The organism is Curtobacterium sp. MCBD17_021, from assembly GCF_003234525.1.
GTDB lineage: Bacteria > Actinomycetota > Actinomycetes > Actinomycetales > Microbacteriaceae > Curtobacterium.
Genome location: NZ_QKTS01000002.1, coordinates 42,578 through 65,788 on the forward strand (window position 1 = coordinate 42,578; position 23,211 = coordinate 65,788).

Annotated in this window: 16 protein-coding genes and 1 pseudogene; 6 read left to right on the top strand and 11 right to left on the bottom strand. The window is 64.5% G+C overall.

What is annotated here, in order from left to right; all coding sequences use genetic code 11:
• Nucleotides 1-96 precede the first annotated feature (96 nt).
• The 6 genes from DEI83_RS02120 to DEI83_RS02145 all read left to right on the top strand — a co-directional run bounded on the left by DEI83_RS02120 (nt 97) and on the right by DEI83_RS02145 (nt 4,941).
• Nucleotides 97-645: an alternate-type signal peptide domain-containing protein gene (locus DEI83_RS02120; RefSeq protein ID WP_111080164.1), complete on the top strand. Its 549-nt coding sequence runs from the start codon at nt 97-99 to the stop codon at nt 643-645.
• 64 nt (nt 646-709) lie between these two features.
• Nucleotides 710-1,597 (top strand): SMP-30/gluconolactonase/LRE family protein, encoded by an 888-nt coding sequence (locus DEI83_RS02125; RefSeq protein ID WP_181431033.1) that lies wholly within the window; start codon nt 710-712, stop codon nt 1,595-1,597.
• A 126-nt stretch (nt 1,598-1,723) separates the two neighbouring features.
• The gene (locus tag DEI83_RS02130; protein ID WP_110911277.1) at nt 1,724-1,960 is read left to right on the top strand and encodes a hypothetical protein; all 237 of its coding nucleotides are present in this window, start codon (nt 1,724-1,726) and stop codon (nt 1,958-1,960) included.
• A 70-nt stretch (nt 1,961-2,030) separates the two neighbouring features.
• On the top strand, nt 2,031-2,840 hold the full coding sequence (locus tag DEI83_RS02135) for a glycosyltransferase family A protein (RefSeq protein WP_111080166.1): 810 nt from the start codon (nt 2,031-2,033) through the stop codon (nt 2,838-2,840).
• Nucleotides 2,837-4,027, top strand: coding sequence for a cytochrome P450 (locus DEI83_RS02140; protein WP_111080167.1), 1,191 nt, complete (start codon nt 2,837-2,839; stop codon nt 4,025-4,027). The genes DEI83_RS02135 and DEI83_RS02140 overlap by 4 nt, the downstream gene beginning before the upstream one ends.
• Nucleotides 4,024-4,941 carry an NAD(P)-dependent oxidoreductase gene (locus DEI83_RS02145; RefSeq protein WP_181431034.1) on the top strand — a complete coding sequence of 306 codons (918 nt, stop codon included), beginning with the start codon at nt 4,024-4,026 and terminating at the stop codon, nt 4,939-4,941. Before DEI83_RS02140 ends, DEI83_RS02145 begins: the two co-directional genes overlap by 4 nt.
• A 148-nt stretch (nt 4,942-5,089) precedes the next feature.
• On the opposite strand, the gene DEI83_RS02150 is transcribed toward DEI83_RS02145, so the two are convergent.
• The 11 genes and pseudogenes from DEI83_RS02150 to DEI83_RS02200 all read right to left on the bottom strand — a co-directional run bounded on the left by DEI83_RS02150 (nt 5,090) and on the right by DEI83_RS02200 (nt 23,201).
• Nucleotides 5,090-5,749 (bottom strand): hypothetical protein, encoded by a 660-nt coding sequence (locus tag DEI83_RS02150; RefSeq protein ID WP_111080169.1) that lies wholly within the window; start codon nt 5,747-5,749, stop codon nt 5,090-5,092.
• An 876-nt stretch (nt 5,750-6,625) separates the two neighbouring features.
• Nucleotides 6,626-9,109: a helicase C-terminal domain-containing protein gene (locus DEI83_RS02155; RefSeq protein ID WP_111080170.1), complete on the bottom strand. Its 2,484-nt coding sequence runs from the start codon at nt 9,107-9,109 to the stop codon at nt 6,626-6,628.
• A gap of 174 nt (nt 9,110-9,283) precedes the next feature.
• Nucleotides 9,284-12,928 (bottom strand): P-loop NTPase fold protein, encoded by a 3,645-nt coding sequence (locus DEI83_RS02160; protein WP_111080171.1) that lies wholly within the window; start codon nt 12,926-12,928, stop codon nt 9,284-9,286.
• Nucleotides 12,925-16,062, bottom strand: a complete 3,138-nt coding sequence (locus DEI83_RS02165) for a type I restriction endonuclease subunit R (protein ID WP_111080172.1) — start codon at nt 16,060-16,062, stop codon at nt 12,925-12,927. The genes DEI83_RS02160 and DEI83_RS02165 overlap by 4 nt, the downstream gene beginning before the upstream one ends.
• On the bottom strand, nt 16,059-17,270 hold the full coding sequence (locus tag DEI83_RS02170) for a restriction endonuclease (protein ID WP_181431035.1): 1,212 nt from the start codon (nt 17,268-17,270) through the stop codon (nt 16,059-16,061). Before DEI83_RS02170 ends, DEI83_RS02165 begins: the two co-directional genes overlap by 4 nt.
• On the bottom strand, nt 17,267-17,944 hold the full coding sequence (locus tag DEI83_RS16380) for a restriction endonuclease subunit S (protein ID WP_375334641.1): 678 nt from the start codon (nt 17,942-17,944) through the stop codon (nt 17,267-17,269). Before DEI83_RS16380 ends, DEI83_RS02170 begins: the two co-directional genes overlap by 4 nt.
• 33 nt (nt 17,945-17,977) lie before the next feature.
• Nucleotides 17,978-19,435: pseudogene (locus DEI83_RS02175) on the bottom strand (type I restriction-modification system subunit M); the annotation flags it as partial.
• A gap of 214 nt (nt 19,436-19,649) precedes the next feature.
• Nucleotides 19,650-20,390, bottom strand: a complete 741-nt coding sequence (locus DEI83_RS02180; protein WP_111080174.1) for a hypothetical protein — start codon at nt 20,388-20,390, stop codon at nt 19,650-19,652.
• 347 nt (nt 20,391-20,737) lie between these two features.
• Nucleotides 20,738-21,766 carry a hypothetical protein gene (locus DEI83_RS02185; RefSeq protein WP_111080175.1) on the bottom strand — a complete coding sequence of 343 codons (1,029 nt, stop codon included), beginning with the start codon at nt 21,764-21,766 and terminating at the stop codon, nt 20,738-20,740.
• 253 nt (nt 21,767-22,019) lie between these two features.
• Entirely contained in the window at nt 22,020-22,877 is an 858-nt protein-coding gene (locus DEI83_RS02195) for an antitoxin VbhA family protein (RefSeq protein ID WP_111080177.1), read from the bottom strand.
• Between the two features lie 39 nt (nt 22,878-22,916).
• On the bottom strand, nt 22,917-23,201 hold the full coding sequence (locus DEI83_RS02200; RefSeq protein WP_111080178.1) for a hypothetical protein: 285 nt from the start codon (nt 23,199-23,201) through the stop codon (nt 22,917-22,919).
• Nucleotides 23,202-23,211: the final 10 nt, after the last annotated feature.

Here is a 23,211-nt window from a genome sequence, read left to right on the forward strand (position 1 = left end):
GATCTGGGGCCGCACGAAGCGGACGGTGTCCCGTGTCCGCACTTCTGGGGACCGGTACGGTCGGGGCATCCACCGACCCGACCCGAACGGGCCCCCATGCACAAGATCGTCACCGGTGTCGTCGCCAGCGCCAGCGGCCTCGCCCTCCTCCTCGGCGGCGCGGGCACCTTCGCGCTCTGGAACGCCGAGGCCTCCACCCGTCCGGCGACGGTCTCCTCCGGCACGCTCGCGCTGTCCGCGAACCCGGACGGCGTGTGGACGGACATCACGAACGGTCGGTCGGACGTGGTCGACATCACGACGGTGCGGATGGTCCCCGGCAACACGTACCAGTTCCACCAGACGCTGGACGTGACGGCGACCGGCGACGACCTGACGGCGGACCTGACCTGGGTGCCGCAGAGCATCACGGGCGACGCGGAACTCATCGCCGCGTCGACGCAGTCCCTGTCGCTCGCCTCCACCAGCTCGAGCCTCGCGCCCGCGGGCCGCACCTCGTGGACCGTGACATCGACGGACGGTACCTCGGTCCTCGACGTCACCTTCACGATCGGGCTGTCGTCGGACGTCACGACGGGCAAGGGGCAGTCCATCGACCTCAGCGGCATCGCCTTCACGCTCACCCAGAAGCCGATCGGGCCCTGAGCCCGGTCGTCCGGCACACGTCCTCCCCGTGCGCCGACGCCGGGCCGGGTGGCAGGCTGGCGGTGTGCACACCACCCTGCAGTCCGCGACCGACGTCGTCACCGGTATCCGCTTCCCCGAGGGGAACCGCTGGTACCGCGGTCGGCTCTGGTACTCCGACATGCACACGGGCGAGGTCTTCTCGATCGACCCCGGCACGGAGGACGGGCCGCGTCTGGAGACCACCGTGGACGGCCAGTCGTCCGGGCTCGGGTGGTTGCCCGACGGACGGCTCGTCGTCAGCGCGATGGAGTCCCGCACGGTCGTGGCGGTGGACGCCGCGGGGACGACGAGCGTCTTCGCGGACCTGTCCGCCACCGAGCCGTCGCTCCTGAACGACCTGGTCGTCGACCCGGAGAGCGGCCGCACGTACATCGGCGCGTTCGGGTACGACCTGTACGGCGGCGAGGAGCTGCGTCCCGGCCCGCTGTACGTGATCGACCCGGACGGCTCCTCCCGGCTCGCTGCGGACGGACTGGTGTTCCCGAACAGTGCGAACGTGTTGCCCGGGACGCGGACCCTGGTGGTCAGCGAGACCTGGGGTGGCCGTCTGACCGCGTTCGACATCGAGCCGGACGGCAGCCTGACGGGTCGGCGCGAGTGGGCGGCGTTGCCGGACGGGGTCACGCCGGACGGGAGCACGGTGGACAGCGAGGGGGCGATCTGGGTCTGCTCGGTCGACACGGGCGAGTTCCTGCGCGTCGTCGAGGGCGGCGAGGTCACGGACCGCATCGACGCACCCGGCCTCTGCGCGATCGACTGCGCACTCGGCGGACCCGACGGCCGGACGCTGTACCTCGCCACCGCGGACAGCTACGACCCGGCCACCACCGCGCAGACACGCGCGGGGCGGATCAGCGCCGTGCAGGTCGCCGTCCCCGGGCCGTCGACCGTCGCGCGGGACGGTGCCTGACCGGCAGTCCCCCGGGACGGCATCTCCCGGGACGAGCCGACACGCTCCCATGGGACCGTTCCCAGCAGCGGTCTCCGGGCCGCTAGGTTGTCCCTACCGGACATCGTCCGGGAAGGGGGGAACACCGTGATCGTCGTCCTGACACTCACCGCCGTGGCCGTGCTCGTCGTGTCCGCACTCGTCGTCCTCGAGCTGCAGGACCGCCGCCGACGTCGTGTCCTCGGGCACCTGGGACGTCCGGACCGGGCCGTCGGGGACCGCGCGGTCGCCGACATGGACGCAGCACGGTCGACCGCCGAGGGCATCTCGAGGGCAGCGCACCCCGGGACCTCCGGTGCCGCAGGGATGTCTTCCGTCGCCTGACGACCCGTTCGTGCACGACCCCGCCTCGACGGGACCACGCGCACGAGTTCCGTCAGTCCGGAGAGCGACCATGTCCCGTACCGTCCCGTCCGACACACCCGAGACGAGCGCCGGCATCCGTCTCGGTGTCATCGTCCCCGCCTGGAACGAGGCGCGCCTCGTGCCCGGTCTGCTCGACGCGCTCCGCGACCAGGTCGACCCGGACTTCACCGTCGTCGTCTGCGACAACGGGTCGACCGACGGCACGGAGCGGATCGTCGCCGACCACGTCCGTCGGCACGCCCTGTCCTGGCAGGTCGTCGTCGAGCGGCAGAAGGGCACCGGTGCCGCATCGGACACCGCCGCCCGCGCCGCGATCGCCGCCGGGTGCACGCACCTCGTCCGGACGGATGCGGACTGCCTCCCGGCCCCGGACTGGACCGCCACCGTCAAGCGCCTGTTCGCCGAGACGGACCACCTGTTCTTCGGCGGCCTGACGCTGCCACGGCGCGACGACTTCCCGGTCGGGCCGCTCCGCTACCGGTTCCTGTGCGTCGTCAACGAGGTCGCGATCTGGTGTGGGCGCCTCCTGCCGGAGAACCGGGGCAGGCAGTACCAGGGCCCCTACGTGATGGTCGCCGGGAACAACCTCGCCATCACCAGCGAGCTGTACGAGCGCGTCGGCGGGTTCCCGCGGACCGCCATCGAGGACACGCACGAGGACCGTGACCTCACCAACGCCGTCCGGCGGGTGACGGACCGGTACGGCCTGCACCGCGAGATGGTCGTCACGATGTCCGTCCGCAGGATCGCCGTGTGGGGCATCGTCCGGTCGCTCGCCTGGTATGCCGGCCACCGGTACCGCCCGCGGTCCACGAGCACGGTGGACGTCCGACCGTGACCGGCATCGACGCCCGCGCCGCTCGCCGCGCCACCCGGGAGGACCGCCGCGTCGTCCTGCACGCCCACCGCGCCGGGTACCTGGCGCTCCGCGGGATCACCCGGCTCGGCCGGGTCGTGCGGGTCCCCGGTCTCGGGGTCGTCGTCAGCGACGCGGCGCGGATGCGACAGATCCTCCTCGACCCCGTCACCTACTCGAAGGTCGGGCCGGGAGGCTCGGACCGGCTCTGGACGCCCATCATCGGTCCGAGGGGCCTGCTCAACATGGACGGGGAGGAGCACGCGCACCTGCGCCGGAAGCTCACTCCCCTGTTCTCGCAGCGGTTCCTCCGCAGCATCGTCGACGAGGTGCTCACCCCGGAGATGGACCGGTTCGAGGACGCGGTGAGCCGAGGCGAGGACGTCGACGTCGTGACCGTCATCGAACGCGCGGCCGCGCTCATCATCTGTCGCTTGACCGGGTACCCGGAGGACGACGCCGCCGCGCAGCTCGCACGGGCTCGCGAGATCCTCGGCTTCGTCACCCTGACGACGAAGGAGTTCTCGGGTGTGCAACTCGCCGTCATCCACGAGAAGCTCGCCGTCCTCAACCGCAGCACCCGCAGGGCGTACCGGGACGCCGACACCGGGACGGTCCCGGCGCTCATGCGGGCCGAGGGCATCAGCGAGGAGGACACCGTCTCGGTCGTCACGGCGATGATCGTCGCGGGCACCGAGACCATCGTCAGCTTCGTCCCCCGCTTCACCAACCTCGTCATCGAGTCCGGGTACCTCGACCACCTGACCGAGCACCCCGAGGACGTCCCGACGGCCGTCGCCGAAGCGATGCGCGTGACGGTCCCCTCGCCGGTGATGATCCGGAGCGTGCTGCGGGACCACCGCATCGACGGCGTCCGGGTCCGTGCCGGTGAGCGGATCGTCCTCGCGAACGTCTTCGCCTGCGCCCGGGCCGGCGACTTCGACCCGTTCCGCCCCGTCCCGAAGGAGATGCGCCAGCTGTGGTTCGGTGCGGGGGCGCACTTCTGCATCGGGATGCCGCTGGCGACGCTCGAGGCCGAGGTGTTCGCCGCGGCACTCGCCCGCACGGCCGCGTCCGGGCCGCTCCGGATCCGGACCCGGGTGCGGAAGCAGCGCACGATGGCGGCCTCGTACAGCCGACTCGTGATCCGCGCGGAGGGGGCGACGTGACGAGTGCCGTCGCCGTCACCGGCGGGAGCGGGTTCGTGGGGGGCCGGGTCATCCGGGCCCTGCAGCAGGAGGGGCACCACGTCATCGACCTCGGACGGCGCCCCGCTCGGGGCGACGCCGACGAGCACGTCCACGTCGACCTGACCGCCGGTCCCGCCGGTGTGCCGCGGCTCGGTGACGTCCCGCTCGTGCACTGTGCCGCGGAGGTCCGGGACGGGTTCGACCGTGCTGTGCTCGACCGGAACCTCCGGATCATGGAGTCCGCGCTCGGCCTCACGACGGGCAGGGTCGTCCACGTCAGCTCGTCGTCCGTGTACGACCTCGCGCGCCCGTCCGTCGATGCGCAGCCCGGCGAAGCGACCGGACGGTACCGCTGGTTCGGCACCTACGGGGAATCGAAGTACGCCAACGAACGGCAGCTCGTGGCGGCCCGTCGGGACGCAGCGGTCATCCTCCGGCCGCACGCCGTCTACGGTCCCGGTGACGGGACGTTGCTCCCGCAGGTGCTCCGTGCTTCTCGCCACGGGGTCCTCCCGCTCCCGCGGGGTGGACGGGCGCCCCACGCGCTCACCTGGGTCGACAACCTCGCTGCGGCCGTCATCGCAGCGCTCCGCGCCGACGTCGACGGCACGCACGCGCTGAACGTCACCGACGGCGACCCCGTCCCGATCGGCGACGCGTTCCGAGCCGTGGCCGGCGGACCGCTGGCGGTCCTCCACGTGCCGATGCGGACCGCTCGACACGTCGCCGCTGTCATGCGTGGCCGACTCGGGATCTCGCCGTACGCGGTCCGTCAGCTCGGTCTCGAGCGCACCTACGACCTCAGCCGCACGACGGATCTGCTCGGCTGGGTCCCGGAGCCCGGGACGCTGGGACGTCTGACGGGTCTCCGCCACCCCGTTCCGGTCCACTGAGGACCGAGCGTGTCGCTTCAGCGTCCGTCGTCGTCCGGTTCCCGCACCAGGGGTCGACGACCGGTCGCAGGACGAGGGCGGGCCACGCGCTCTCGTGCGGCCGACACGTCTCGGGCCCCGTCCCACACGGCGGACGACGGGCCGTCGGTCAGGTCAGCGCGACCTGCGCGGCGACGAGGACGTCGTGCAGGTCCGGGCGGAGTGCCTCCTGTGACGACGTCCTCACCTTCACGATGAGCGCAGCGCCGGGCTTCGCGAACGCGCGCGCCACCGTCGCCGACCACGACCCGTCGGAGTCGTGCCCGGCGATCGACAGGAACTGTGCGGTGCCACCGGTCATCGTCGGCAGGAGTTGCTCCTCAAGCTGCTCGGCAGGCAGCCCCGCTGCGGTGAACATCTGCTCCGTCGCGGCCCGGTCCCCGATCGTCGGGTCGAGGTCGGTGATCCGCTGCTGCGTGATCGTCGCGACGGAGCCGTCCGCGTTCGTGTACTCCCGCGAGCCCGCGGTCGGGTCCTCGCCCGTCTGCTCCCACCCGTCGAGCGCGGAGACCTCGAGGCTGAACGCGGGCAGCGAGCTCGCGGAGAGCGTGGCACCGTCCTCGAACGTCAGGTCGGTGGGCGCTGCCGTGTCGGTGGGGCCCGATGCCTCAGCGCTCGGTGTCGACGACGAGGCAGCTGGTGCCGGCGCCTGCGACGCCGACCGCTGGGCTCCCGCCGGCCCGTTCCCGGTTCCGGCGCAGCCGGACGACACGACGACGGCGAGCACGGCGGCCGCACCCGCCTTGGCGGTCCTGGACGTGATGGACATGTGGTTCCCCCTCGGCTGTCGCCGTGCGCCCCGTGCACCGGCGAGTCCGCTCTCGACCGTACGCGTCCGGGCCGGGGTCGTCCGGAGGACCCCCGGATCCCGATCGACAGGAGGCCGGGGGTCCCCGAGGTCCGTCATTGCATCTGTCGGAAACCAGGGGTGTCTCCACCACGCTGCGCCCGTCCGGCTGTCTCCTTAATCTTCGGCATCCGTTTGAACGACCCGCCGCAGCTGTCTCCTGCCGCGGTCGTGCTGGGTGCGTGTCGTTCAGGTCCTGACGCCGGTTTGTTGACCTGACCGCGGTGCGGACGTAGGTTGCAGTCGCGTCGGCGCCTCTTCCGCCGGCAAGGAGCTCGTGAACAGGAGAAGATCATGGATGTAAGCAACCCTGCCCTGGTCCCCGAGGAGACGAGCGGCGACGAGCAATGGGCGACCCTGGACCGCGAAGCGCTTGCGCATCCATTCGGATTTCGTCCTTGCGTGTACGAGCCCTCGAGTGGAGCCTGCGCGCCTGGAGCGCCGCGCTCCTCCTGACCGAACAGACAAGTCGCGGCGCGGGCTGCTGCAGGTTCGGTTAACCCCTGACAGGTACGCCGTCTAAAAGCACGAGTCAACGAAACCTGCAGCAGTCCCCTTTCTCACGGCGTTCGCTTCGAGGAGCACAAACGCAGCGCGCCTACGTCTGAAAGACCTCGGTAATGAGACCCGCGCGCGATTCTTAGGCGACCCCCACAGCGAACTCGTCTCGAGAACGATTGAGCGGCTGACGGCCTCGGCTCGGGTCCCCGCCGTCACTCCCATCACGCGACCGGGCTTCTAGTTAGCTCGCCGTCCACTGGAGAATCGGCTGCCGGGACAGTCAACGTGACGATGTGATCAGTTTTTGATGCCGCGCTGCGCGGTGGCGAAAGTGCTCAACTTGCTGGACGAAAGCCCGTGGCCCTCCAGCAAGGTTGCAACTGCCTCCGGGTCCGTCCACACGCCCTCGGCGAGGGCGGTGGCGAAGGCGCGCAGTGCCGACGCGAACTCGCCCAGCCCTCTTTCCGTGATGATTCGCATGCCCGTTACAGGAGTCGCGTCTGAGAAAGCGGCGGTGGCACGGTGTACCAAGATCGGCACTGCGCGGGCGGCAGGGTCGTATCGCTGACCGAACCACAGCATCGAGGTCGCGAGCTGACCCATGTCGCGCTTACCGATGGCGGCGCTCTTCGCCCCTGTTTTTGCTTCAATGACCCAGAACTCGTTGTCTCCGAGCGCCCAGAGGTTGTCGGGTCCGGTGTTCGTATCGTGCTCGGGCCGCTGGGACCCTAGCCCGATGAACTCGCCGGCACGCCGAAGTGACTCCTCGGTCTGCTCGACTCGGTACTCATCGAAGGTGAGGTCCTCGATGATGGATTCTGCGTCCAGGCGCAGCGCGGCGGCGGTGGAGTACTTCTGCCCCAGGCGGGTGGCACATGCCACCGCCTGAGGTGAGTGAGTTTCGAGGGCAACGAAGGTCAGTCCGGCGAGGGGTTTCGTGACGTTGGTGTTCTTCAGGCGGGCCTGGGTGAGGATCTGCTGCCCGAGTTCTGGGCTGGTGATATCCGCGTACGTTGCTTGCAGCTCCAGCAGTCTCCCCGCGGACGTCTCGTCCGTCTCAGCTGCGGCGGCGGTAGCGATGCGATCGCGGGCGGCGGCTGTGTTGCCGTTCTGCGCCAGGACATAGGCCTCGCGCTCTGCAACCGCCGCGTCTGAGACATGTCCCGGTGCCGGGGCAATGTTGCGCAGCGCCTTGAGGGCCAGCTCCACCCAGTTCTTGTCTCGCGTGAGCGCCTGTTTTACCGTATCGACGATACCGCTGAGCGGGAGGTTGTCCATCTTCGCGGCTACCTGGCGTGAGAGCTTGAGCTGCTGTTGGGTTGCGGGACTGAAACGGGTCACGGTGCGAGGGTCCACGGTCAGCTGGGCTAGCCGGGGGCCGAGCAGAAACACCACGCAGTGGTCCTCGTTGCTGCGCACACCGCGGCCCATTCCCTGCTCGATTCGCTGCACCTGGCGGTCGTCGATTCCGGAGCTGGCGCGGGCGAGGCTTGAGCTTAGGCGTTCTTCGGGGCTGAACGCCTCGGGCAAACCGTCGAGAACGAGCACCCGACAAGCGTCGTCGGGAAGGTCAATGCCGTCGTAGCGGTTGACCAGTACAACGAGTCCGACGTGCTTCTTAGCACGGAGCTTCTTGACGGCGTCCTCGATGTCGTCTTTCGTCGCAACGATGGCCGCGTGCGCTCTCCACGCCTCCGCCCATGGGGCGCTCGGGACGAGCACCACTGTGTTGAACGTCTTGCTGAGATTGACGATTTCCGCGCGGATCGCCTCGACGGTGAGTGCGGGATTGATTTCCTGCGGAGCGACGATCATCCGCTCGCCGATGTCACCTGCGGACAGCGGGGTTATGGGCGACTGCACGCTGGTCGGGGAGGCGCCGAAGTCGGTGACGAGCACGCTGTCGTCGGCGAGCGTCGCTGTGAGGAACACGCGGTGCTTCGCTTCCATGAACGACGTGACGTGGTCGATGGGAGGACAGTGCGGTGTGATCGTCAGCTCATGGTTAGAGAAGACTGCGCGACACAGCGGCAGAACCTCCGCGACCGCCGGCCAGTCGTAGAACAGGTCCTTCTTCTCACCAGTCTCTTTGCGAAGCAGCTCCCGCGCTTGTTCGACCTTCGAACGCCATGCCCAGAACGGCACCCGCACAGGGGCGCCGCGCCGGTCGTCGCGCACGTCGAGGTACGAGTCCGAGGACTGAGTCTTCAGATCCTCCGCGAATAGATCCAAGAGGGGCTTGAACGCGGCGTTATTACGTGGCAGCGTCAACGACAGCTTTTCACGGGTCGTGGCGATGGCCGCATGCACGTCATCCACAACGACCACTCCGATAGGAGCGCGAGCGCGCGTTGGCCGTCTGCTCGAGAAGACCGTCCGTCCGTTGACCAGTTTGTGGGCGTTGACGACGCCGATGGCCTCGCTATTGAGGTACGCCGCGCCATCGACGTTGGTCGTGACGTCGATGCCGATCTTCTGCGCCTCTGCGAGGACCTGTCCCACTAGGTACTCGCTGGGGGCGACGAACAGCGCCGGTCCCTCGCTGGCGTTCAGGTAGCTCTGCAGGATGATGAGACCATCGATGGTCTTGCCGCCGCCGGTGTTGACCTTGATGACAATGTCGCGTTCGTCGCGGCGCTCGTGCCACTTCGAGAGCACCTGCCCTTGGACGTCGCGCAGGTATCCATAACCCGGTGCTTTTGTCAGCTGGCTGTGCAGCTCTCGCGGTTCGATCGGCGCGTCGTCCGCGTCGCTTGCCAGCATTGCCCCGAAGTCCACCATTGACCCTGCCCCATCACTCCTGGGGCACAGCGAACCTCACTCGCGGCCACGTCGCCGCGCTGAGTCTGGGCCCTTGAAGATTCTAAACGCAGCCAGCTGAGTCTGCCTGCCGCCGGCGCCGCGGGTGGTGTCGGTTCGAACGGTCGAACGCTCCAACACTCGGAAAATATGCCGTCAGCTTCCGTATCTCTTGTGCACCTTCATGGGATTCCTGTCGTCTTCGACCTTTGTAACGATCCCCCGCTGCTTCAACGATTCAAGCAGTCGATGGTTATCGGCGGTGTTCGCCACCCTCGGCTTGTCCCGCCCTAGCCGCGTGAGGCTACCGTAGGCGCCGCCCATGCCGTTCAGAACTCCGAAGAGCTGCGCGTCTGACGCCGTGGTCAGGTACGGCACGAGGTGATGCAAAACTGCCTCATCGCCAACTCGATGCGTTGCCATCTGTTCGACAACCGAGAAGCTGATGAGGATCTGAAGCCTTCGTGCAGCCTTTCCAAGCTCGATAAGTCCCGCGCGACCACCAAGTGACGCGTACGCGTCAGCGTTCTCGATGATTGCCCGCTTCGCTTCGTCTGACACGGAGGAGCTGGTAAGTGCGCTCGCAAGATCAGTGCCGATGAGTTCAGGCGTTACCCATTCGGCGAACTTCGTCGACACGGCGGCGACTCGTTCTCGCGTCGCCCAGTTTGCCGACGCGAGATGCAGATAGGTCACGGCGTTGCCGGAGATAACCCTACGAGCGACGAGTTCAGGGTACAGCGCACCGGACTCGACCGGCAGATCTGTCGCGACGATCCATGCCTTCAGTCCGAGGCTCTCCGCGAGCTTTGCGCGAAGCTCTGCACTAAGCGTCAACGGAGTCGCGATCAGGGTGACGGCGAGTCTGCGCTTCGCATCCTCGTCCGCGTTTTCGTGCTCGGTGATCTTCTCTGCCGATGCGAGCACCACTGCGAGATCCGCGTCCGCACCGCCGAACCGCTCGATGTACTTGGTTACGTTGGAAAACGTCACCGGGAACTTCTCGTGCGCAGCGAGCACGGGCCACGTCTCGTCTGGCACGTCCTCGACGTCCGCGATCTGACTCTCATCCGAGACACCGGCAATGAAGCGATCGAGCAGTTCCGGTGCCGCATCGTGCACCTCGCTGACAACGGTGTGAAACCGGTCAGCTGTGTGGTTCGTTGCTGCGTGACCGTCGACAGCATCGAGGTAACTCGGTAGGTCGGCAAGCGCCTTGGCGTAAACGTCCGCTCTGTGAGCGGCCCTGAGCTCATCGAGCGAAACGCCAACCACGTCGCCGACTGCCGCCTGGAGGTTGGACAGGCTCATCTCGTACAGACCGAGCTTCACGAATGCCGGCCTCACCGCACCGCTCGTTTCCGATAGGTCAGGCAGCGACAGCCCGGCCTCTTTAAATAGGAGCGCAACCCGTTCGGCTCGCGCGGCTGGCAGCGCGGCGCTCGCGATGGCGGGTAGCTGCGCGTAGTTCGCAGCGAGGTATGCCTTAGCCTTTTCTGTCACGGTCTGCTTCGGCTTCGTGGCCAAACTCCCGAGGCAGGCGCTGACGAGCTCGGTCCTCGTGTCATCGTCCAGGTCGACGTCTGCGACCAGGTAGTTGAGCACGCGCGGGCTCCGCGCCGTGAGCTTCTCAACGAGCGGTTGACGCGATGCCCCGCTGCTCAGGTAGCTCTGCAGAAACCGTTTGCTATCGGCGTCGAAGCGCGCCAGAGCCGTGATCATGATGTTTGCGTCCGGGCTGTTCAAGTCCAGCAAGTAATCCAAGATGGCGATATTGAACAGCGGCGACTCAGCAAGCGAACGGGCTCCGCGCTCACGGATCACGGCCTCCGCGTCCTGAGCGGTCAGGACGAACTGCTCGTCCATGAGCCCACGCTCGACGTGATGGATGATGAAGTTAGTGGCCGCCGGGCTGACTCGATCGCCGTGGAATGTGGACGTATAGAGCGTGAAGTTGCGGTCCACGTAGCCCGCACGAATCAGGTCGAACGCGAGCCCCTTCGTGAGCAGCTTCTCCGCCACCGCGTTGAGCGGCTGCGAGACATTCTCGAACTCGACCAGGAACTCGGGCCGACGCATGAGGTCACCCATGTCAGACGTACGCAGGAACGCGAGCTGCTCCTGCAAGTCGCGCACTTGCTCAGACTCGGCCTCGTCCTCGGCTTCACGCCACGCATCAACATCCAGCGAGTCTCCAACGAGAGTAGAGATATCTGATCTACCCAGCTCGATTTGCTGGCGGCTGTAGTGAGGATTGCGCCAACCAGCGGTGAGATCGTGCTCGTCGTCCGCGAGTTTGCGCCAGAACTCGACGGATTCGAAGTTGATTGGCTCCGCGGACTGACCCCCAAGCAAATAGTAACCGTTCAGCTTCTGATAGCTCGCGGCGCGGATCATGAGGTCGATTCGAGACACGAGGATCTTGCCGAGCCGTGATGCTCGCTGCTTCGCGGTCGTGCGCCGCGAGATCTCCGCGCGCGCGGAGCGGAGTTCACGCTCAACGCGTCCGATGTTCACGGACACCAACGTGCGGCTGACCTCGTACAGCTTGTCAAGCTTGCTTTTGCCGAGCCGGATGACCTCAAAATCGCTGAGGTGCGTGCTCTTGTAGAGCATCATCGCGAATAGGCGGGTTTCGCTGAGTTCGAGTTGCTTTCCGTCCCCCGCAAATATCCTGTCCCGAAAGACAACGAACTCGTTGCGCACATTCTTGAGTAGACGCATGTCCGGAACGAACCGACCGGCGAGGTCGATAAGGTCAGGCGACACGTCGTGCTCGATCCCGCGTAGGATCTGCGTCGTCAGGTTGCGCGCACTTCGATGGGTGATGAACGGAACTACCGGGATGACGAGGTCGAAGAATTTGGTCCGGTTCGAACGCACGATTTCCGCCTGCGCCGGGTCGGCGATCTCGACGAGAGCCACATCAAGCCTCCGCTGCTCGTGCTCAAGACTGATCCTGTCGAAAATGCTGTCCTTAATCGCGTAGATGAAGCGAATTGGCTTCTTGATCTGGGGAGACGCGTTGAGTAGTGCGTTGAGAGACCGAAGCGTCTCGAAGATGTGCGAGTCGTTGAAACGGTCGATGTCCTCGAAGAGGACGATGTCACGCTTCGACGTTTCGAAGAAGTACACGATCTCATCGAGGTATTGGTCAAAGTACGAGACTGACTTCTCATCCAGCGTCACGGCGGCGGGGCCAGCGGAGAACTGACGAATGTGGATACGACCGTGGAGTAGCGCGCGGGTCGCAATAATCCCGCCAGCGGCGAGCAGCGCGAGGATCGGGTACACCCAGAGTTTGAGTTCGACGAGCGGCTGGAGTGTTCGCTCAATTTTCCCCGCCCACCCCAGAATCATGAATGCGAGCGAAATTACCGCGCCGCCGATTAGGGCGAGCGCAACTTCCCTGCCCCAGCTGAATCGTTCAATCCGTCGGAAACGCGAGGCGCGCGCGGACTTCGGCTCCTCGCGGTATAGCAGCTGCTTGACGATCTCCTGCTGGATTCGGTTCGTTGGCGTGGTTGCCTGAACAGGAATCGATTCGTCGAGCGTCGAGGCTTCGATGGGCGACAATGTAGAAAGTGACAGTTCCACCACGCGACCCTTGTGGTCGTCTGATACTCGCCTCAAGATGCTGCTTTTGCCGACGCCGTAATTCCCCGAGAGGGCAATGTTCAGCACATCGTCTTTCTGGAGGTTGTCGGCGATGGCTTTGGCGTATTGGGCGTGTTCGGTCTCGATGAATTCGGGCGTGAGCGCGGTTAGGTCCCATGCAGGTTCGCGTTCTAAACTGCTCATCCTTGAACCTCGCTGCCCGCCAGCACTTCGGCTTGCTCAAGCACCAGCTCTATTGCCTTTGCCTCTGCGTCGGGCGGGTAATCGTACTTTGCGAGAAGTCGCCGCACTTTCGTCCGCATCGCAGCGCGGACAGAGTCCTTTAGGTTCCAATCAATCGTGGCCGACGACCGAACCGCATAAACGAGTTCGTGTGCAATCTTCTTGAGCGTGTCGTCACCTAGCTCGAGCACCGCGGCATCGTTGAGCCGGACGGCGTCGTAGAACGCAGCTTCATCCTCACGCAGCCCAAGCGACTTATGGCGGGCATCCTCCGCACGCATCGTCTTCGCAAGCTTCACGAGTTCCGCGACGATCTCAGCCGTCGTCAGCGACCGGTTCGTGTAGCGGTTGATGGCCTCTTCGAGTTGCTCGGAGAACTTTCGCGCTTGCACCACGTTCGTCCGCTGCACAGTGCGAATCTGGTCATTGAGCAGACGACGAAGCAGCCCCATCTGCAGATTGGGCTTCTCTTTTTCGGCGAGCGAGTCGAGGAACTCCTCGGACAGCAGCGACAGCTCGGGGGTCTCGACGCCGGCCAGCTCATAGACGTCGATTACCCGGTTCGCCGACACAGCCTCGTTCAAGAGCTGCCCGAGCGCGGTGTCTATTTCGACACTTCCACTTCCGCCACGCCCGGAGTCAGGGTTTTCGATCTTGAGGATCGCCGCGCGCACGTCCGTGAACAATCGGACGTCGTTCCGTATGGCGGCCGCTTCATCACGCGCTCCGGCCAGCGCGAACGCCTTCGCCAGTGCCAGTACCTGATCCTTGAAGCGGCTCGTTGTATCCGGGTCGGCCATCACGAAGTCGAGCACCTTGGCGTACTCAGCGAGACGCCGCGATGGCGTCAGCGCAGGGGAAGCGTCATACGTCACTCTGTGAAGCAGCCCACGCACGACGTCGTGCTTCTCGAGCATGATGTCGACCATGTCTTCGATCGGGACGCCCGCCTGATCACGGTCGGACGGCGAGTACTCGCTCAGCGCGCTCTGCAGGTTGTCGAAGATGCCGATGTAATCGATGATTAGTCCGCCCGGCTTGTCACGGAACGTTCGGTTCACTCGCGCGATGGCCTGCATAAGCCCTGCGCCCTGCATGGTCTTGTCGACATACATCGTGTGCATCGACGGAGCGTCGAAGCCGGTCAGCCACATATCGCGCACGATAACCAGCTCAAGTGGATCGTCGACGTTCTTCGCCCGTACCTTCAGATCCTTGCGCACGTCCTTCGAGTGAATGTGCGGCTGGAACTCTGCCGGGTCCGCAGCTGAGCCAGTCATGACGATCTTGATCTTTCCCTGGGCGGAATCGTCCGAGTGCCACTCCGGTCGCAGTGCCACGATCTTCTCGTAGAGGCGTACCGCGATGCGGCGACTCATCGTGACGATCATGCCCTTACCGAGAATCGACTCGCGTCGCTTTTCCCAGTGCTCAACGATGTCTGCTGCGACCATGTCGAGGCGCGCGTCGGCGCCGACAATCGCTTCAAGCCGTGACCAACGCGACTTCGCGGCGGTTGCGGCATCCTCCTCGACCTGCTCGGTGGCTTCCTCGACGAGTTCGTCGAGCGCGGCGTAGTCCTCGGCTGATAGATCCACCTTGGCGAGGCGGGATTCGTAGAAGATGCGGACGGTAGCGCCGTCCTCGACAGCACGCGTCAGGTCGTAGACGTCGACGTAATCGCCGAACACGGAACGCGTCGACTTGTCTGCGGAGTCGATCGGCGTGCCGGTGAAGCCGAGGTAGGTAGCTCCCGGCAGGGCGTCGCGCAGGTGCTTGGCGAGCCCGGCCTTGAGTCGACCGCTGCGGTCGATGTACTCGCTGAAGCCATACTGCGAGCGATGCGCCTCGTCCGCGACTACAACGACGTTGCGTCGATCCGTGAGCACGACGTTCGCGTCACCGTCCTCGCCCGGTGCGAACTTCTGAATCGTCGTGAATACGATGCCGCCTGACGCCCGGGTCAGCCTAGTGCGCAGATCCCTGCGGGTCTCGGCCTGGACCGGTGATTCGGGCAGGATATGCGAGGGCGCGAAGACCTCTTCGTAAAGCTGGTTGTCCAGGTCGTTACGGTCCGTGATGAACACGAGCGTCGGGTTGGCCATTCGCGCATCGCGCATCACCTTCGCGGCGTAGAACACCATCTCGAAGCTCTTGCCGGAGCCCTGGGTGTGCCAGACGACACCACCGCGACGGTCACCGGACGGCCTCGATGCCTGAATGGTCGACTCAACCGCAGCGTTGACTGCCCAATACTGGTGATATTTCGCGACGCGTTTGATAAGAACAGAGGTCTTCTGCTTCGTGACCTTGTCCGTGACTGTCTCGCGGCTGAATACAACGAAGTTGCGGAGCAGGTCGAGGAAACGAACCTTATCGAAAACGCCCTTTATGAGCACCTCGAGCGCCGGCCGGTTGGTGATCACCGTCCTGCCGTCCATCGTCTTCCATGGGGCGTAGTGCTCGAACGCACCGCTGTAGCTACTCATTGCGGCAGAAGTTCCGTCGGAGATGACCGTCACCGCGTTCGCCAGGAACACGGACGGGATGTCCTTGCGATACGTCTGCACCTGGTTCCAGGCGGACTTGAGCGTTGCGTGCTCGGCAGCCGGGTTCTTGAGTTCCAACAGCGCCAGCGGCATTCCGTTGATGAACACGAGCACATCCGGTCGCCGGTTCTTGCCGTTTTCGACAACAGTGAACTGGTTCAGCGCCACCCAGTCGTTGCAATCTGGGTGCTCGAAGTCGATTAGGTTGATGGTGCGCGTACGGAGGATTCCGTCAGCACCGCGTTGCTCGATCGGCACACCTTCCGTGACAAGCTTGTGGAGCCGGTAGTTCTCATCGATCACACTCTGGGACTCGGCCCGTTGCACGCGTTTGATGGTCTCAGCCACCGCGTCGCTATCGAGGTCCGGATTCAGAAGACGGAGGGCATCGCGCAGTCGATTCCACAGAAAGACTTCCTCGTACGACTCACGCTCAGCGGTGATCTCGCCGGGCGCGAGGCTCGGGCCGTGCAGCGTGTGATATCCAAGCTCAGCGAAGTACTCCAGCGCGGCCAATTCGACAATGTTCTCGTTGAAGGCGCTCATGATGCGTCACCTTCTTCCTCTGCAGGAGCCGCGAGAGGACGGTCTTCTCCTCGATCGAACGCGGCGTCTTGCTCGGCCTGAGACATGTCATCGCTCAGTTGCACCCACACTGCGCCGTGCGGCGAGCGGATCATCTTGAAGTCATTCGACATCCAGCCAAATGTCAGAAGTTCGTCGTTCTCATCCAAGAAGCCAACCTTTCGACCCGCTTCTTGAAGCTCTGCGAGGGAAAAGCAGCGCCGCTGACCGAGTAGCGTGTTGCAGGTCGCGTGTCCCCACGCCACCGAGGTCGGCTTATGATTAAGCCGCTCGTAGACAAGGGGTTCGAGATGAAACAGGTTTGCCTCCGTCGAACGAGTCGCTCCGTCGACCTGGAGTGCCGCGTTAAGCAGCCCGTCGACCTGACTGAAGTCAACGGCCTTGTGGAGCTCATCGTAATCGATCACCCGGAGGCACAGAGGGCAAATGGAAAGACCGTTCCGTGTCACGCCCGCACGCTCCAAGCGGTCACCGATCAAGTCGCAATACTCAAGAATCGATCTCAAATGCATCGCTTGAGAGGTGGTGTAAGGACTTGAACGGGCGTGGACAATCAACCAGGCGAGCATCGCCTGGCATTCGAAGTTGGTTTGTGCAGTGGCGTACTCGGGCGCGAAGATTCCCTGCGGAGGCCCTTCGCCCCGCTTCGGAAAGGCCGACCCGCCCTTCGAGAGACGGACAACATACTCCCCAGTGTCCACCGCGCCGGTCCCGCGCCGGTTTACAAGCCTGCCATCTTTGGAAAGCCCTCGCACTTCCCAGTCCGCGGGTGGCGGGAAAGCTTCGAGCGACTGATGACTGCGATACAGCACGAATGCGTCCTGACCAACCACTGGGGCATCAGGTTCCGCGAACCTACCCGAGGCAACTCCAGCAGACTCGAAATACTGGTCTGGAAAGAGACGCACCACGTAGCCGTCCGTGAACTGTTTGAGGTCAACTTGATTGAGATGCTCGAACGGGACGATTACGCGATTGTTTCGGTAGACGTGATTCTGATAGGCGCCTTTTGCGCCACCTCGAGGGGTTGCGTAGCCTGCCTTCGCAATCTTTCTCGTATCCGCCTCGCCAAAGAATCTCCACGCCTCAGACGGCCGTACATCGTGCTCACCAGCGTGACCCTGCATCCTAAGGCAACCATCGACCAGACACAGAGTGGCACTTCTCATTCGCTTTGCCTAACTGCGTAGTGGGAGCCCATAGCTGACAATTGACCAAGCACTTGATTGAGGCCGAGATTGTACTCGATCAGGTTGTCCAACCTATCCAAGGTCTGTGCGATCCGCCCCTGCCATTCAAGTGAAGGCACCGTGAACTTGAGCTTGGCGAGGCTACCGCCGCTGATCTCCCGAAATGTACTACCGTTGGCATGCGCGTCGAGAACAGCGGTAGACTGCCGCAAGAGGTAATACCAAAAGACGGGATTCTGACTCTCGTCGAAGATCAGGGACCGGACGCCTTGGTTTGTCGAGAGTGGACTAGATGCGATCGCAACGAGACCAATCGGTGCACGGCTCGACACCAGTACAGCGTCCTTCGGAAGAAGTTTCGCGCTCGAGTTCAAGAGCCCTTCTCTGGTAAGAAATCGCGCACCAGCACTGATATATCGACCGCGATGGTTGGTCATGTCCTTAGGCGTCACCCAAGGAATGTCCCCGCCAAAGTTGCTTTCTTCACGGGAAGGCGGCGTGCCGCCACCGACGACTTTCGCAACATCGCCAACACATATCTCTTGCCAGTCGGACACGTCGAATGCGCCAGACAATTCGGCAAGCGCGGATTCGGCGTCGACCCGAGCGGCATCAAAGACATCGAGCATCTGCCGAGCCTTAGAAGCAAGCATCGTTCGCTTCGAGACGGCCTCGGCGGAATTGGGGTCAGCGATTTGTTCACTAGAGCCAACGTAGCGACTTGGAGCTAGAACGTAACCGTGAGCAGCAATCTCCTCGGTAGTTGCTACGCGGGCGAAACCGTCGACATCGGCGTACGACTCGACTGATTCGCGAGAGCGCCAGGCGTGATAGGTACTGGCAATCTCTGCGATGTCGGAATCGCTAAGTGTGCGCAACCGTCGCGTTTCCATTTCACCTAAATGTCGCGCGTCGATGAAGAGCACTTCGCCTGATCGAGCGCGGTGAACATTCCCCCGCCGGCCCTTCGACACGAACCAGAGCGAGACGGGTATTGCAGTGTTGAAGAAGAGCCGGTCCGGCAACGACACAATGCAGTCAACAAGATCCTCACGCACAAGGTGCTCTCGGATCTCAGCCTCGGCAGCGGCGCGGGACGACAGCGCACCATTAGCGAGAACAAACCCGGCCGTGCCCGAAGGGCTCAAATGGTGGATGAAGTGCTGTACCCACGCAAAGTTAGCGTTTCCCTGGGGCGGGGTCCCGTACTTCCAGCGCGGGTCATCCGCGAGCTTCCCGTCCCACCAGTCGGAGACGTTGAACGGCGGGTTGGCGATGATGAAGTCGGCGCGAAGGTCTGGGTGAAGGTCTTCTGTGAAGGAGTCAGCCGATTTAGGGCCAAGATCAGCCTCGATGCCTCGTAGCGCAAGGTTCATCTTGGCGAGCTTCCAAGTCGTATCCGTGTACTCCTGGCCGTACACCGAAATGTCGGTGCGCTTGCCGCCATGTGCCTTCACGAACTCGGCGGACTGAACGAACATGCCGCCCGAGCCTGCAGCTGGGTCGTATACCCGGCCCTTGTAGGGCTCGAGCATCTCGACGAGCGTTTTCACGACGCTTCGAGGGGTGTAAAAGGCGCCAGCGTCCTTGCCGGTCTCCTTACCGGCGAACTGCCCAAGGAAGTACTCGTACACGCGCCCGAGTACATCGTCGGCACCGTGGTCATCGGTGCTCGTGAAGCCGATACCGCCGATCAGGTCGACGAGCTCGCCGAGGCGGCGCTTATCGAGGCCGTCGCGTCCATAGTTGCGCGGAAGCACACCACGGACGGATGGATTCTCCTTCTCTATAAGGTCCATCGCTGAGTCAATGTCGTAGCCGACTGTCGTCAGCTTCGCGCGCGACTGCACGTAGCCCCAGCGGGCGTTTTCAGGCACCCAGAAGACGTTTTGGCTGGTGTACTCATCGCGGTCTTCGAGGAAGGACGCGATGCGCTCCGGCTTGATGCCGTCGGCAAGAACCTCGGCTTCCAGCGAGCCGCGGCGCTCCTCGAAGCGGTCGGAGATGTACTTTAGGAAGACGAGTCCGAGCACGACGTGCTTGTACTCACTCGGCTCCTGATTTCCTCGCAGCTTGTCGGCAGCGTCCCACAGTCGCTGCTCCAGCGTCTTCGTTGGTTTCGGCTTAGCGGTTCGTCCTGCCATGGCGTGCTGTCGTCTCCTGAACGCCGATCACGGCGCAGATTGATGCTGTCGGGTCACTCAAACTCACGGTATCGGTCGGCTACGACAATCAAGCCCAACAGGTCTCATGCGAACCTTCGTGTCGCGTTCCGGCCGGGAGTCAGCTTGCGTCAACCTGGCGCCGGTACCTGCTCTCAGTCTGCCCTGAGCTGAGCTCTTACTGAGTAGGGGTCGCTCAGGGGCGCTGTCCGGGATCGCTCTCGTCCTCTAGGGGCATCCGCTCGGCTCCGGCATCCGCATCCGCATCCGCATCCGCATCAGTTTCTCGCGCTGCCTCGAGCATCAGTGTCACCTGCCGAACGACCGCCTCCGGACGAGTGTGCGTCATCTCGCGCTGCAGCTCGGCGATTACTTCGTCATCCGCGACCTGCGCTGAGGACAGGAGCTTCCACTGCTCGTCAGCGAACTTCCGTGCCGCACACATCGCTCGGAAGCGCTCATACCACTCGTCCGCGCTCATCTGCGGCTTCGCAACAAAGACGTCGGTTCCAGGTGCTGCTGCGTCCAGGTGTGGGAGCGGAGTGCTCACAACGACGATGCTCGCTTCGCCTGCGTCAGGTGAATCGGCTTCGCTCCCCTGTCCACGCACCTTCCTCCAAACCGATCGGACTGCTGGTAGCGCGCGCTCGGTGAGCATGCGCTGCACCTGCGGACTCGCCTTGCGGACCAGAATGTACGCACCCGCCGCGGCACCGATCACCGCCAAGATGAGGAGCGCCGCCGACTCGGTGTCGTTGGTGGGCAACGTCGCGTGGTACCTGTAGTCCTCATCGTCGTCTGGGTCCTCGGGATGGAACGACGCGTGATCCGACAGCTTCCCCTCGTTGTCGAAGAGCAATTGGCTCAGGCCACCGTCCGCCGACCGTCCCGGAGTCAGCGATTCGTCGTACTCGTAGTATCCGTAAATCTTGCCCACGTAGTCCCCCAGCGCTCGTTGGGACTCAGTTAACACCAGCGGGCTGACACGATCGCGCGCCTTTTCCGGAAGGTCTCGGCTTCTTAGCTTGCGAGTGTGGATGCTCCCGGGCACTGCTTATTAGGGCGATCTTGCAACATGAGCGATGGTCGGACGGCTGCGGAGGGCGCATGTTCACAGGACGCTACTTGGCTCACCTCAAGCGCCGCGGCTCGGCACTCCGGTGACGCTCCTGGTGGAGCCGCTGCAAGCTGCCTCGACGTCGGGCGCCGGTCCGGATGATTCGTGATCGGGTATTCGGGGAATGCAACCGGCTGACGGTCAGGTGGGGTTTGAGTGCCCCGCCTTCAGCTCGGCAGTCCGTGTCTGAGGTCGTATCCGGTGTCGGCGAGGAACTGCAGCCGGCTCCGTACCTCCTCGAGTGAGGCTGCGTCGTCGTCGTTGCGCATGTCGGCGCGGAGGAGCGAGTTGGCGGTGATGATGTCGTCGGTTCGGTCCCGATAGCCAGCGGCTGCCGCGGTGAGGCAGATGGTGGGGTCTGCGGGTCGGATGAGTTCGGTGCCGGAGTAGCCGACAGTGTCGGGCTCAAACCCGAGGGTTGTCATGTCGAGTTCGTGTTCGGCAAACGCGACCAGCCGATAAGGCATCTTCCGTCTGCTGATCGCCGGGTAGCCAGGCCGTTCCGAGATCGCGCGACCGGAGATGCGGCAGCCGACGCTGATGAGCCGTTCCGCTTGCTCGACGAGCGGCAGTTCTGAGGTCCACCGAGTCCGGACGCCGCCTGGGCCGGGGTAGCAGGCGATGGCGAAGTCGATGAGCCCACCCACCTCTCGAGACTCCCACCCGATGTCGGTGCGGTGCACGCGTTTGCTGAGCCTGGCCAAGGCGTCATCGACTTGACCTGCCGAGAGCCCTGCGCCGACGAGGCAGTCGAAGGTGGCGCCGTTGATAGCGAGCATCCGCGCTACGGCGAACGTGACATAGATCGGTGCGGCGTCCTTCCACCGCTCCTTCGTCCCAAGTGCCTGCCTGCCGTCGATCCAGACGCGGCGCCGGTCGACGTCGACCAGGAGCACCGTCGCGGTCTGTTCCGCGAGCGCGATCTGCGTCGCCGTCACGGTCCGCGGCGCTAACAGCAGCAACTCCGAGTCGGCTAGCAGCTCGTCGCTAGGCCGCTGCGTCAGTGTTGGGAAGCGTGCACGGCGGCCGTCGGCGAGGCGGATAGTGTCGTGGGACTCCACGACCGCGGCGAGCCCGGCGAGTTTGAGGACGGCGAGGGCGTCGGTGAGGTCGGTGGTGTCTCCGAGCCCGTACGGCATGGTTATCTGCGGCCGACCGGCGTACGCAGCAGCGACCCATTCGAGCCCTGGCCCCATCAGCGGCGTTCCTCCGCGGTGTCTGGTCGGATGAGGGCCATGAGCCAGCCAGCTTCGTTGAGGAACGGCTCCCACCCGTCGCGAGTGTCTCCGTGTGCGGGTTCGCACCGGTAACCGGACCCTCCATCGGCGCTGCGAACGATGACTTGCCGAAGCTCGGGGCCAGTCGGGTCGCGAAAGTACATGTGTCCGTGGGTGCCGGCGAGGTCGAACGCGACGCTCAGCAGGAACAGGTCGGGGCGGGTGGCTGACGTCACCATGCACGTCCCCGGAACAGGGCGATGAGTGTCTCGAGCTGGCGCCCTTCCCAGATCCATTGCAGCGGCGTCAGGGCGTGGGTGTCGATGGTGAGGTGTGGGTGGGGTGTGGTCATGAACTCGGTCATCGCTGCCGCGTCGAGTAGTGGCTGCGGTGCTGCCGCGTAGAGCACTTCCAGTCCTGGGAGCAGGGCGGAGGGGTCGCCGAACTCGGGGAGGGCCGGGCCGAGGATCTGCCAGTCGGGGATGCGTTCTTCGCCCTCGAGGTCGAAGCTCAGTAGGCGGTTCGACCCGAACAGCTCGCCGACCCCATCGATGCTGATCTGCAGGGCGGCGGCGGCTTCCGCTTCGGTGAGGGTCGAGTCGAGGAGGTGCCGGCGGATCCGGGCCTGCGTGGTTCTCCACCAGTCCTCGGGTACGTCGGCTGTGTTGACGGCGCTGTGTTCGGGATCGCGTGGGATCTGTCGGCCGTTGTCGGCGTAGGCGCTGAGTTGCTCCGGGGTGATCTCCCCGCGGGCGTACATCCACAGCTGTGACTGCCAGGGCATGTCGTCGGGGAATCCTTCGAGGTAGCCGGAGTGGATCACCGCCCGGACAGCTTGCTCGCGCCTGGCGACTTCGGAGGCTGGGATGAGGAGGGTCTGCACGATGCGGTTCGCTTCCCGTACCGCCGGCACGCTCAGGTCCGACAGGACCGTGTTGTGCTTGTCGTAGAGCTCGTAGCCGGGCTCCTTGTCGATGGGACGGACGAGGATCTGCGCCAGCCCCGCGTTCGGGTCTTCGGTGTCCTCGAGGAGGACGTGACCCCAGAGGATCCGGTCGTTCGAGAGGTGCATGGACAGCAGACGCATCATCGTCAGTACCTCCAAAAAGTCGGGAGTGGTGCGGGTGGGTCAGGACTGTGCGGGTGCGGGTGCGGGGTGGGTGCGGCCGAGACGCTCTGGCGCCCAGGTGAGGATGAACCGCATGATCCGGTCCGCTTCCGCCATCGCCGGATCCGACGGGTCCTGGACGTCAGGGTCGACGTTGCTGAGTCGGAACCACGGCACCTCGTCGGCGTGGTCGATGAGGACGACTGAGGGCTTGTCGTTGGGGCGGGTGGGGTTGGTGAACATGACGGAGCCGAAGAACCGGGTGTCATCGAACGCCAACGTCAGAGACAGCAGCTGCAACATCATCGGATCCGTT

Excerpts from the sequence above, each read along its gene's own strand:
- DEI83_RS02170 (WP_181431035.1), bottom strand. The coding sequence starts at position 17,270 with ATGAGAAGTGCCACTCTGTGTCTGGTCGATGGTTGCCTTAGGATGCAG.
- DEI83_RS02135 (WP_111080166.1), top strand. The coding sequence starts at position 2,031 with ATGTCCCGTACCGTCCCGTCCGACACACCCGAGACGAGCGCCGGCATC.
- DEI83_RS02185 (WP_111080175.1), bottom strand. The coding sequence starts at position 21,766 with ATGGGGCCAGGGCTCGAATGGGTCGCTGCTGCGTACGCCGGTCGGCCG.
- DEI83_RS02195 (WP_111080177.1), bottom strand. The coding sequence starts at position 22,877 with ATGATGCGTCTGCTGTCCATGCACCTCTCGAACGACCGGATCCTCTGG.
- DEI83_RS02200 (WP_111080178.1), bottom strand. The coding sequence starts at position 23,201 with ATGATGTTGCAGCTGCTGTCTCTGACGTTGGCGTTCGATGACACCCGG.
- DEI83_RS02150 (WP_111080169.1), bottom strand. The coding sequence starts at position 5,749 with ATGTCCATCACGTCCAGGACCGCCAAGGCGGGTGCGGCCGCCGTGCTC.
- DEI83_RS02120 (WP_111080164.1), top strand. The coding sequence starts at position 97 with ATGCACAAGATCGTCACCGGTGTCGTCGCCAGCGCCAGCGGCCTCGCC.
- DEI83_RS02160 (WP_111080171.1), bottom strand. The coding sequence starts at position 12,928 with ATGAGCAGTTTAGAACGCGAACCTGCATGGGACCTAACCGCGCTCACG.
- DEI83_RS16380 (WP_375334641.1), bottom strand. The coding sequence starts at position 17,944 with ATGCTTGCTTCTAAGGCTCGGCAGATGCTCGATGTCTTTGATGCCGCT.
- DEI83_RS02155 (WP_111080170.1), bottom strand. The coding sequence starts at position 9,109 with ATGGTGGACTTCGGGGCAATGCTGGCAAGCGACGCGGACGACGCGCCG.
- DEI83_RS02165 (WP_111080172.1), bottom strand. The coding sequence starts at position 16,062 with ATGAGCGCCTTCAACGAGAACATTGTCGAATTGGCCGCGCTGGAGTAC.